The 11,596-nt window shown below is 64.5% G+C and carries 6 protein-coding genes and 2 tRNA genes; 2 read left to right on the plus strand and 6 right to left on the minus strand.

The genetic code is table 11. The annotated features are described in order from the left end of the window. Position 1: 1 nt before the first annotated feature. From rpoB to QZ149_RS02045, 3 genes are all read right to left on the minus strand, one after another. Entirely contained in the window at positions 2–3,478 is a 3,477-nt protein-coding gene (rpoB, locus tag QZ149_RS02035) for a DNA-directed RNA polymerase subunit beta (RefSeq protein WP_291449335.1), read from the minus strand. Positions 3,479–3,882: 404 nt separating this feature from the next. Further along, positions 3,883–4,068: a hypothetical protein gene (locus QZ149_RS02040; RefSeq protein WP_291449337.1), complete on the minus strand. Its 186-nt coding sequence runs from the start codon at positions 4,066–4,068 to the stop codon at positions 3,883–3,885. A gap of 143 nt (positions 4,069–4,211) precedes the next feature. Next, positions 4,212–4,288: transfer RNA gene (locus QZ149_RS02045), tRNA-Ile, on the minus strand. Between the two features lie 140 nt (positions 4,289–4,428). Between QZ149_RS02045 and QZ149_RS02050 the strand changes: the two genes are divergently transcribed. Continuing rightward, the gene (locus QZ149_RS02050; protein WP_291449340.1) at positions 4,429–6,171 is read left to right on the plus strand and encodes a pyruvate dehydrogenase; all 1,743 of its coding nucleotides are present in this window, start codon (positions 4,429–4,431) and stop codon (positions 6,169–6,171) included. Between the two features lie 77 nt (positions 6,172–6,248). Here QZ149_RS02050 and QZ149_RS02055 read toward each other — a convergent pair whose 3' ends face one another. Beyond that, the gene (locus tag QZ149_RS02055) at positions 6,249–7,106 is read right to left on the minus strand and encodes a fructosamine kinase family protein (RefSeq protein ID WP_291449410.1); all 858 of its coding nucleotides are present in this window, start codon (positions 7,104–7,106) and stop codon (positions 6,249–6,251) included. Positions 7,107–7,306: 200 nt separating this feature from the next. Between QZ149_RS02055 and QZ149_RS02060 the strand changes: the two genes are divergently transcribed. Further along, the gene (locus tag QZ149_RS02060) at positions 7,307–9,310 is read left to right on the plus strand and encodes a DUF262 domain-containing protein (protein WP_291449341.1); all 2,004 of its coding nucleotides are present in this window, start codon (positions 7,307–7,309) and stop codon (positions 9,308–9,310) included. Positions 9,311–10,012: 702 nt separating this feature from the next. Here the strand turns inward: QZ149_RS02060 and QZ149_RS02065 are convergent. Then, a tRNA-Ala gene (locus QZ149_RS02065) sits at positions 10,013–10,088 on the minus strand. Between the two features lie 398 nt (positions 10,089–10,486). Beyond that, the gene (locus tag QZ149_RS02070) at positions 10,487–11,296 is read right to left on the minus strand and encodes a hypothetical protein (RefSeq protein ID WP_291449343.1); all 810 of its coding nucleotides are present in this window, start codon (positions 11,294–11,296) and stop codon (positions 10,487–10,489) included. Positions 11,297–11,596: the final 300 nt, after the last annotated feature.

Here is an 11,596-nt window from a genome sequence, read left to right on the forward strand (position 1 = left end):
ATCAGATCGCATCGATGGTCGCCGCAGCGTTCGGACGAGCATCGAGGGTGATGCCCAGGTCCTCACGCGCATTGAAATCTTCGTCCTGCTCACGCAGGTCAATGACGTTGCCGGCCGCGTCGAGGGCTTCGACGTTCAGGCACAGCGAGCGCATTTCCTGGATGAGGACTCGGAAGGACTCGGGGATGCCGGGCTCGGGGATGTCCTCGCCCTTGACGATGGCCTCGTACACCTTGACTCGGCCGGTGGTGTCGTCGGACTTGATGGTCAGCAGCTCCTGGAGGGCGTAGGCGGCACCGTAGGCTTCCAGGGCCCACACCCCCATCTCGCCGAAGCGCTGGCCGCCGAACTGGGCCTTACCGCCCAGCGGCTGCTGCGTGATCATCGAGTACGGGCCCGTGGAGCGGGCGTGGATCTTGTCGTCGACCAGGTGGTGGAGCTTGAGCATGTAGGTGTAGCCCACCGAGATCGGGTACGGGAACGGTTCGCCGGAGCGGCCGTCGAACAGGCGCGCCTTGCCCTCGTAGTTGGTGAGGACGTCGCCGTCGCGGTTCGGGTTGACGTTGCGCAGCAGGCCGGCGAGTTCGTCGGCTTCGAGGCCGTCGAACACGGGGGTGGCGACGGGCGTGCCGGGCTCGGTCTTGATGCCGTCGGCGGGCAGGTGCGCAGCCCACTCTTCGCCGGCCTCGACAGCGGTCGAGGCATCCCAGCCCTGGTGGGCGAGCCACCCGAGGTGGTACTCGAGCACCTGGCCGACGTTCATTCGACCGGGGACGCCCAGCGGGTTGAGGATGATGTCGACGGGGGTGCCGTCGGCGAGGAAGGGCATGTCCTCGACGGGGAGGATCTTGGAGACGACGCCCTTGTTGCCGTGGCGGCCGGCCATCTTGTCGCCGATCGTGATCTTGCGTCGCTGGGCGACGTAGACGCGCACGGTCTGGCGGACGCCGGGGTTGAGGTCGTCGTCGTCATCGTTGAACTCGCGGACGCCGATGACGATGCCCTCTTCGCCGTGGGGGACGCGCAGGGAGGTGTCGCGTACCTCGCGGGCCTTCTCGCCGAAGATGGCGCGCAGCAGGCGCTCTTCGGAGGTCAGCTCGGTCTCACCCTTCGGGGTGACCTTGCCGACGAGGATGTCGCCGGCGGTGACTTCGGCACCAATGCGGATGATGCCGCGCTCGTCCAGGTCAGCGAGGGATTCCTCGGAGACGTTGGGGATGTCGCGGGTGATTTCTTCCTCACCGAGCTTGGTTTCGCGAGCGTCGACCTCGTACTCCTCGATGTGGATCGAGGTGAGGATGTCCTCTTCCACGACGCGGCGGCTGAGGATAATGGCGTCCTCGTAGTTGAGGCCTTCCCACGACATGTAGGCGACGAGCAGGTTCTTGCCGAGCGCGATCTCGCCGTTGGAGGTGGCGGGGCCGTCGGCCAGGACGTCGCCGACCTCGACGCGGTCGCCCTCGTCCACGATAACGCGCTGGTTGGTGCAGTTACCGGGGTTGGAGCGCTCGAACTTCTCGAGGCGGTAAGAGTCGCGGCCGCCCTCGTCCGTGGAGACGACGATCAGGTCCGCGGAGACCTCGGAGACGACGCCGGAGTGGGCGGCGAGGATCATTTCGCCGGAGTCGTGCGCGGCGCGCAGCTCCATGCCGGTGCCGACCAGCGGGGCTTCCGTGGTGAGCAGCGGCACGGCCTGACGCTGCATGTTCGCGCCCATGAGGGCTCGGTTCGCATCGTCGTGCTCGAGGAACGGAATGAAGGCCGCGGCAACGGACACCATCTGGCGGGCGGAGACGTCCATGTAGTCGACGCGATCACGGGCGATCAGGGTCGGGTCTTCGCCGGCGACACGGCACAGGACATCGTGCTCGGCGAAAGAGCCGTCGGCCTCGAGGGGCGACGAGGCCTGGGCGATGAAGTGCCCCTTCTCGTCGTCCGCGGTGAGGTAGCGGATTTCGTCCGTGACGCGGCCGTTTTCGACGACGCGGTAGGGCGTCTCGATGAAGCCGAAGGGGTTGATGCGCGCAAAGGTTGCGAGCGAGCCGATGAGGCCGATGTTCGGGCCTTCAGGGGACTCGATCGGGCACATACGACCGTAGTGCGAGGGGTGGACGTCTCGAACTTCCATGCCCGCGCGATCGCGGGACAGGCCGCCGGGACCCAAGGCCGACAGGCGGCGCTTGTGGGTCAGGCCGGCGAGCGGGTTGTTCTGGTCCATGAACTGCGAGAGCTGGGAGGTTCCGAAGAACTCCTTGATCGCGGCCACGACGGGGCGGATGTTGATCAGCGTCTGGGGCGTGATCGAGTCCGTTTCCTGGGTGGTCATGCGCTCGCGCACGGTGCGTTCCATGCGGGCGAGGCCGGTGCGGACCTGGCCCTGGATGAGTTCGCCGACGGCGCGGATGCGACGGTTCGCGAAGTTGTCGATGTCGTCGACCTCGACGCGGACCTCGACGGGTTCGCCATTTCGGGTGCCGCCGAAGGTCTTGTCGCCCTGGTGGAGGGCGAGCAGGTACTTGACGGTGGCGACGATGTCCTCGAGGGACAGGGTCGAGGCCTTGGGGTCGGCTTCGATGGCCAGCTTCTTGTTGATCTTGTAGCGGCCGACCTTTGCCAGGTCGTAGCGACGAGAGTCGAAGTAGAAGTTGTTGAGCAGCGTCTGGGCGGCGTCGACGTTCGCGGGTTCGCCGGGGCGCAGCTTGCGGTAGATGTCGAGCAGGGCCTCTTCCTGCGTGGCGACCGTGTCCTTTTCGAGGGTTTCGAGGAGGACCGGGTAGGCGGCGAAGGTGTCGCGAATCTCGGATTCGGTCATGCCGACGGCCTTGAGGAAGTGGGTGACCGACTGCTTACGCTTGCGGTCGATACGCACGCCGACGGCGTCGCGCTTGTCGATCTCGAACTCGAGCCATGCGCCGCGCGAAGGGATGATCTTCGCGCCGAAGGTTTCCTTGTCGGTCGAGCGGTCCGAGAGCTTCTCGAAGTACACGCCGGGGGAACGCACGAGCTGAGAGACGACGACACGCTCGGTGCCGTTGATGATGAAGGTACCGCGGGGGGTCATGAGCGGGAAGTCGCCCATGAACACGGTCTGAGATTTAATTTCGCCGGTCTCGTAGTTCATGAACTCGGCAGTCACATACATGGGTGCCGAGTACGTGTAGTCCTTCGCCTTGGCTTCCTCCATGGAGTACTTGGGGGATTCGAGGCGGTGGTCGTGGAACGACAGGCTCATGGTGCCTGCGACGTCCTCGATGGGGGAAATCTCGTGGAAGATTTCTTCGAGGCCGGAGACGTCGGGGACGTCACCTCGGCCGGATGCCTGTGCGGCTTCGACGCGGGCCTTCCACGCGTCGTTGCCCAGCAGCCAGTCGAAGCTCTCGACCTGCAGGCCCAGCAGATTGGGTGCCTGGAGGGGTTCGCGGAGCTTCGCGAACGAAATGCGGTGGCTGGGCTGTTTGGCGGTGCTGTTGGCAGCCAAAGGGGGTCCTTCCCTGCTGTTACGGTGCGCACGCTTCCTTATCACCCATTATCTGACGCGTCCTGGTCCGTCAAGCGCCTGTTACGACGGCTGGATACGGGTCACCTCGGGCATGATAAGGCGCAAATACTCAGCCTACCTTGACTCCCATCGCGAGTCAAGGCTGGATGTGATATGTGCAGGGATTCACGACGACGAGGCCGTGGTCGGCTTGCCCGTCAGGCGCGGCGGGCGCAGCTCCCAGTTGTGGCTGGCGGTACCCCAAGTCGGGCGTGAACCGACGACCGACATCAGGGCAACTGACGACCAATCGCTACGCTTGCAATTGGTCGCGGATCACTATGTTAACGACGGACTACAGGTGCCGCCACCACGCGAGACAGGCTGGACAATCGTTTCACGGTTTATGAACAACGCTGATAAGGGGTACCCGCGCGCATCGCGTAGGCGAGTTCAGCACGTTCAAGCTGTTCCTCAGCGCGCTCCTCCAACTCACATTCCCGCGCCAGTTCCTCGGGCGTGTATGTGGCACGTGCTTCGCGCACCACCTCGTCAAAGTCGTAGAAACCATCGGGAATTTCGCAGCTCATACCGCCTCCACCTAGCGACCTCAAAACCCACCATACAAAAGATCAACAAAACCGCAAGGCGCTATCTGAGGTCGTCTCCATCGACGAGGCCGTGGCTGACTTGCCCGTCAGACGCGGCGGGTGCGGCTCCCAGTTGTGGCTGATGGTGCCCCAAGTCGGGCTTGAACCGACGACCCACGGATTATGAGTCCGCTGCTCTGACCGACTGAGCTATTGGGGCGTGGCCATCTTAGCGGAGGAAGACGCTACCCTTCCACCGACACCCTCCCTGATCCGTCAGTCACGTCACAGCGACATAGGACCTTAGTCATGCCTATGGTGGTTTTACAAGGTCACAGCCAATAATTTTAAGGAGATGGCATGAACGTCGCGGAACAGATCGTGGCCCAGCTCGTCGACGCGGGAGTCCATCGGATCTACGGCATTGTCGGCGATTCGCTCAACCCCATCGTCGACGCCGTGCGCAAGACCGGCGGCTCGAAGAAGGGCGGCATCGACTGGATTCACGTCCGCCACGAGGAGGCGGCGGCGTTCGCTGCTTCGGCCGAGGCTCAGCTGACCGGCAAGCTCGCCGTGTGCGCGGGTTCATGCGGCCCGGGCAACCTGCACCTCATCAACGGCCTGTACGACGCGAACCGCACGGGCGCGCCTGTCCTGGCCATTGCCTCGCACATCCCGAGCGTCCAGATCGGCTCCACCTACTTCCAGGAAACGCACCCGGACCGCATCTTCGAGGAGTGCTCAGTTTACAACGAACTCATCTCCTCCGCGGCACAGTCGCCGCGCACCGTGAACTCGGCGATCCGCCACGCGGTCGGTCTGGGCGGCGTGTCGGTCATCACTCTGCCCGGCGATGTCTCCGACCTCAAGGCCGTCGAGCACGTTCCCACCTACGCGCCCGCTCGTCCCGCGACGCTGGCCCCGAACCCGGCGGACATCGACGAGGCCGCCGCCCTCCTGAATAAGGCGGACAAGGTCGCGATCTTCGCCGGCGCGGGCGTCGAGGGCGCCCACGACGAGGTCATCGCCCTGGCGGATGCGCTCAAGGCTCCTATTGGCCACTCTCTGCGCGGCAAGCACTTCATCCAGTACGACAATCCCTTCGATGTGGGTATGACGGGCCTGCTGGGCTACGGTGCGGCCGCGGAGGGCATGAACGACGCCGATGTGCTGATTCTGCTGGGCACCGACTTCCCCTACGACCAGTTCCTGCCCGATACCCCGACCATTCAGGTGGATACGCACGCGGAGAAGCTGGGTCGCCGCACGGACGTTGGCCTCGCGATTCACGCTCAGGTCAAGCCCTTCATTGAGGCGCTCCTCCCCCACTTACACGCTGGCCGCTCTGATTCCTTCCTGAAGTCCAAGATCAAGAAGCACTCGGAGATCATGCACGCTCCCGTGGGGGCCTACACGCGCAACGTGGAGAAGATGCGTCCGATCCATCCCGAGTACGCCGCTCATCTCCTCAACGAGACGGCTGCGAAGGACGCGATTTTCACCGCGGATACGGGCATGTGCAACGTGTGGACTGCCCGCTACATCGATCCGCTTGGCACGCGCCGTCTCATTGGTTCGCTCCTGCACGGCTCGATGGCGAACGCCCTGCCGATGGCCCTGGGTGCCCAGGTCGCCTACCCGGATCGCCAAGTCGTGTCGGTATCGGGTGACGGTGGCCTGTCGATGCTGCTCGGCGAGCTGATCTCCGCGAAGATGTACAACCTGCCCATCAAGGTGGTTGTCTTCAACAACTCGACGCTGGGCATGGTGAAGCTGGAGATGCTGGTCAACGGCCTCCCGGACTTCCAGACGGATGTCCCGGATACGAATTACGCCGAGATCGCGCGCGCAATTGGCTTCCACGCGGAGCGTGTCGAGGACGCGTCTCGCCTGGAGGCCGCGTACCGCGAGGCCTTCGCTGCGCCCGGCCCAGCCCTCGTCGAGGTCATCACGGACCCGAACGCCCTCTCCCTCCCGCCGGCCATCACAGGCGGCCAGGTCGTCGGTTTTGCGACCGCGATGAGCAAGATCGTCCTCAACCGCGGGATCGCCGAGGCCTTCTCGATGGCGACCTCCAACATGCGTAACATCCCGCGCCTGTAGGACCCTCCCCTCGGGAGGCTCTCTAGGGACGAGGCCGGAGCTGAGTCGCGCGGCGCGACCTGGCCCCGGCCTCGTGCTTAGGCGTACCGCCGGGCGATCGCCACCGCGTCGGGCACGTAGGAGCGACCAAAGACGGCGCAGTGGATCATGATGATGTGCGCCTGGTGCAGGGTGAGGCGCTCGCGCCAGCCGTCCTCCAGGGGCGAGGCCTCGTTGTAGGCGGCGAGGATGCGCTCATAGTAGGGGCAGCCGAAGACGGCGAGGGCAGCAAGGTCCTCCTCGGCGTGCCCGCCCTGCGCAGCGGGGTCGATGAGGACAGCTCCGCCGGGCGTCCACATGACGTTGCCGTTCCACAGGTCGCCGTGGGTGCGCGCGGCACCGACGTCCTCGCGCCGAGCGATCGCGTCGGCAACCAAGCGCGGCTGGCCGTGGTCGAGGTCGCCGGAGTCGAGGCGCTCGCACAGCCGCTCGATAAGACTCCGCTCGGAGGCGGTGAAGACGCGCGCGTCCAGGTACGGCGCAATCCGCTCGCGTGCATAGAACGCTCCCCACGACTCGCGAGGAGACGAGGCCGAGGTAGCCTCGGCACAATCCGCGCGGTTCGCGCTATCCGCTTCGCCGCGAGCGCTTGGACGTTCGGGGAGGGAGAGGTGAGCCTCCCCCATCCAGCCGTCACCCGCGTACCCGTCGGGGGTGGCACCCAGGTGCGTGGCACCGGCAGCGTGCGTGTAGGCAAGGGCACGGCCAAATGCTTCGGCATCCTGCGCCGATGGTGATACCGAGACCACACGAGGTTCCTCCAGCCACGTCGCCCCGTGATCAAGCACGGGCACAACCGCTGCCCCAGGGTCCGAGGCCTCGGCGAGCCAGGCGAGGCCCGCGACCTCGTAGGCGATCCGCCCGCGACGGCTATCCGTCTTTCTTATCGTCTCCATCGACGCGTCCCCGTTCCGTTCCACTGTCACCGCGCGAGAGGCTCCCGCCACGTACGCACCCATGCTATCCCCACCCTGCCACACACAGGGCGCGCGGAGGAGCGAGGGTGCCCAAGCCTCGTCCCCCTTAGACACATACCAAATAAACATCGTTATACTTCCGAGTAGAGTAAAGTCCCCCGACGAGGATGTAGGCCTCCATGACCCTCACGACGACACAGAAGTCCATCGACGCCCTGCTGACCGGAGACAGGCAGTACCAGATCCCCGACTTCCAGCGCCCCTACGTGTGGGAGGAACCGCAGGCAATCGCCCTGGTCAATGACCTGCTGGGCGCATGGCGCACGAACGACGGCGACTACTTCCTGGGTTCTGTTGTGCTCGTGCAGCACCCCAGCGGCGACGACGTGGATATCATCGACGGGCAGCAGCGCATGACGACGCTGTGCATCCTCTTGGCGCTCCTGCGTCACCTGGCGGGCATCGGTTCCGGGCTGCACGGCGACCTCAGTAAACGCCTGAGTATCGCTGAGTCGACCTTCAAGGGCTTGGACGAGCGGCCGCGCCTGCTCGTGCGCGAATGCGACCGCGAGTTCTTTGATACGTTCATCGTCGACGACAATATCGATTCTCTGCTTGACGTCGACGCGAGTGCGCTGACCCCGGCCTCGGTGCGCCGCATCAATGACAACGCGCGGGCGATGCTCGACGTACTGAGCGACCCGGATGTGCTGGCACCGGACGAGGTCCAGAGTTTCGTCCAGTACCTCATGCTGCAGGTCTCCCTCATCGAGGTGTCGACCGACTCCTACCAGGCCGCGCACCGCATTTTCGCGGTGCTCAACACGCGCGGCGTCCCCCTGTCGGCCGCCGACATCTTCAAGGCGCGCGTCCTCGCCCACGTCGAGTCCGACGCCCGGGTGCGCTACGCGGCCCTGTGGGAGCAGAGCATCGACTCGCTGGGCACAGAGAACCCGGACGCCTTCTTCGGGCACCTGCTGACGCTCGTGTTGCGCTCGCCCGCCAAGCGCGCCCTCATCGACGCGTTCGGCGAGCAGGTCCTCACCCCCTTCCTCACGTCCAAGAGCGGCGAGGAATTCATCGACGAGGTCGTGGTTCCCAACGCTCACGCGTACTCTCTGGCGACGCTGGAGCCCCTCGCCGGGCACCCGGCCGCCACGTCCCTGCAGCTGCTGCGCCTGTACGAGGCGTCCGACTGGAAGCCGGCGGCCATGGCGATTTTAAGCGTGGAGCGCAGTGACGAGGAGGTTGCCTCTCTCATGTCCTCGCTTGAGCGCCTGTACGGCACGGCAGTCGCCGCGCGCTTGGTCCCAAGTTCCCGCGAGTCGATCATCGCCAAGTTCATCGCCGCCGTCGAGGACGGCGAGTCCATCACTACCGCCTGCGCGATCTCGGACGATACTCGCCACCGGGCGGCCAAGACGCTGTCGAGTGCCCTGCCTCAGTCCTCTCTCCGCAAGGTGTTGCTCTACCACGCGATGGTCGCCGACCAGGGTGGATTCCCGGCACGTCTGCCACGCAGCCTAGGAGTCCTGGCGGGGCTGCCCGCCACTGCGATCCGCGGCGTCGCAGCGGACGTGGATCCTCGTATTTGGAACAGGCGTCTGGGAGGCCTGGTTCTGACGACCATCAAATCACGCTCCGTCAACCAGGCACCCGACTGGGACACCGTGTCACGCGCACTCCACGAAGCACCGACGGTCGGCGCGCTCATCGTCGGTACACTACCCTCCGACAGGGGCGAGATCAGCAATGCCGCCCTCGAGCTGCGTCAGACCCACCTGACGCGCAGCATCTTGGACTATTGGGACATTCGCCGCGATTCCGATGGCGTGGATCTGTCTCTCTTGTCCAGCTCCGAGCTGGAGGCCGCCGTCGACAAGCGTTCCGCCGCGCGCGGCCGCCAAGTGCGCCTAGCCGACGTCGTCGCGACCGGAATCATCTCCCCCGGTGACACTTTCGTGTGGCGACGCCGCAACCTCGGCAGCGTCTACGTCGTGACGATCTCAGCCGAAGGCACCATCGTCCTGCCCGACGGCACAGACGTCGCCTCTCCTTCCGCGGCCATCAAGGAGTTGACCGGCAACAGCTCTGCCGCCGCCCTCGACGTCTTCGTGCGCGAGTCCGACGGCAAGAAGCTGCGCGACCTGTGGGACAAATACAGGAGCCGCTTCGCCTCGTGAGTGGTGACGGCTGGGGCCGCCCGTGCCCGCAATGCCCAGAAAACCCCGATTCACGCCATCTGATCGCACGTAATCCGGCCACGCTTTATCCGCACGCTAACCCGCTATTCCGAGCCTGGGCAACCCCTCCCACATACGGAACAGGCGGCCCACGCGCACAATAGCCGACCCACGTACGAGCGAGGCATGGCACCTGGCCACGAACAGCCCCGACCACATGCCCACACACACCAGCCGCTCGTCCCCAGGGACTATCCCAAAACGCAGACCGCCTCACACACAAGAAATCATTGTCGACATGTTTCTCCGAGATGGTCTGCACTTTGGGCGGCTCAGCCTTCACTCTTGGCCACTACACGGGGGAAATGGCGACATTAGAACCACGACACGCCGATGACACGTCGACAGACGGATCCTAATGCTGCAAAACCCCCACTGCCCCTCATCGGAAGGCACAACGTAACCCACAACGAAAACTCAATGCGTATGGAACATGATGCGTCCGCCTTCATAGTTGGGCTCAACCAAGTTCAATACAGACTTTCCCTTACCAACAAGCCGAAAAGTTGCCACAAAACCCACACGTTTTGTCCTTTAACCCTAGTACTGGCACACCCACACCAGCCTTGCGGTACACGAAACCAGGTCGATACCAGGCCCGCACATACGAAAAACCGACACCCACTATCGGATGCCGGTCTGTGGTGGAGCTAGGGGGATTCGAACCCCCGACCTTCTCATTGCGAACGAGACGCGCTACCAACTGCGCCATAGCCCCAAGGACGGATATACCTTAGCACCCTCCGAAGCCTTCACGCAAGCCGACCATAATCAGCGAGGCTTCGCACCGAAGACTGCACGACAAAACGACCGCTAAGCAGTCGGGATATACTCCCCCACCTTCATTCAACAGGCAACAGGCAACAGGCAACAGGCAACAGGCAACAGGCAACAGGCAACAGGCAACAGGCAACAGGCAACGAGACCACACGCAACCACACCGCACTCGTCAACGCGCCACAGACAAGCGGATACCTCACATGTCTACTCCACCTGCCACCTAGCCCCGGAATGAGGGGACAGCACAGCGAACCACCCCACGTCACCAATGAGCGACAAAAGAACCGCGCCGCGAGCCTGAGGCTCGCGGCGCGGCAACGACAGCAATCAGCAGCCCTACTGTGCCCGACGCGCATCCAGGACGGCGTCCAGGTCAAGGGCGACGATCTGGTCGGCGACGACCTCTTCAGTGGAGCGGGCACCCACCTGGGCGGTCTGAGCGATCGGACGCGCCGGGATGGTGGCCGTGATACGCGGGATACCACGCAGGTCGGTGTCGGCGTGGACAATGCGACCGCGAATGCGATCACGCGACGCGTAGGTGGGCGCGGGGATCGGGGCGACGGTCCACGCGCGAGCAGGAGTGTCGGCAACCTCAACGGCCTCTGGCACCTCGACGTTGAACACGAGGGAGGGAACGGAACCGGTCTGGGTTGCAGGCTCGTCACCGCCAGCACGAGGAGCGGACGCAGACGGAGCAGAGGCAGCGGACGACGAGGACACGCGCGGAGCAACCACGGCCTCGTCGCTAGCCTTCGTGGCCTCAGCCTTGCGAACCTTAGGGGCGGACGACGCGGGTCGCCCACCGCGCACGTCGGCGCGCAGCTTCGTGAGCTGCGCGAACTCACGCTCGGACGCGCGCTGCGAACGCACGGCCGCGACGCGGGAGGTGAACAGCGACGCCACCAGCGCGGCAATCGGGACAAGGATCCAGGTCCACGCGATCGAGGTGGCAGCAATAACGATGGTAAGGATGACCATGGACAGCGCGCAAATACCCGTCATCACCATGCGGCGACGGCCGGCAGCGATCTCAGCGGCCAGGCGGGCAGCACGGCGCGCGCGCAGCCGGGCGATGTCTCGGACAGCCTTATTGTTGCGGCGGTCAATGACGGGCCGAGTGCGTCCAGTGGCGACTGTATGCATGCTTCCTCCGCTCGTCAGTGCGCGCCGCGCCAAGATCGTTCCGGTGGCACGATCACACATGTCCAATTCTGACGCATCCATGTGAATCATGCGCAAGCTCGGGGAGAATCGGTCGATCTCACGCGACTCAACGATGGCCATTCTGCGTTCGACCAACTGCGGTACGGTCGCGAGAAGCGACACAAATACCGCTGCGATGACGAGTCCACCAATTTCCACCCTTTCAACGTAGGATGGTTAGCGAGTAGCAACTTCGCCGAAATCGGGCGTGTCGGACTCTTAAACCTAGTGGTAAGTATG

Origin of the sequence: Actinomyces sp. ICM47, assembly GCF_905369875.1 — a bacterium.
Lineage (GTDB): Bacteria > Actinomycetota > Actinomycetes > Actinomycetales > Actinomycetaceae > Pauljensenia.

Bases quoted from the DNA above. Each gene is read 5' to 3' on its own strand.
- QZ149_RS02040 (WP_291449337.1), bottom strand. From the start codon at position 4,068: ATGAGCTGCGAAATTCCCGATGGTTTCTACGACTTTGACGAGGTGGTG.
- QZ149_RS02050 (WP_291449340.1), top strand. From the start codon at position 4,429: ATGAACGTCGCGGAACAGATCGTGGCCCAGCTCGTCGACGCGGGAGTC.
- QZ149_RS02055 (WP_291449410.1), bottom strand. From the start codon at position 7,106: ATGGAGACGATAAGAAAGACGGATAGCCGTCGCGGGCGGATCGCCTAC.
- QZ149_RS02060 (WP_291449341.1), top strand. From the start codon at position 7,307: ATGACCCTCACGACGACACAGAAGTCCATCGACGCCCTGCTGACCGGA.
- QZ149_RS02070 (WP_291449343.1), bottom strand. From the start codon at position 11,296: ATGCATACAGTCGCCACTGGACGCACTCGGCCCGTCATTGACCGCCGC.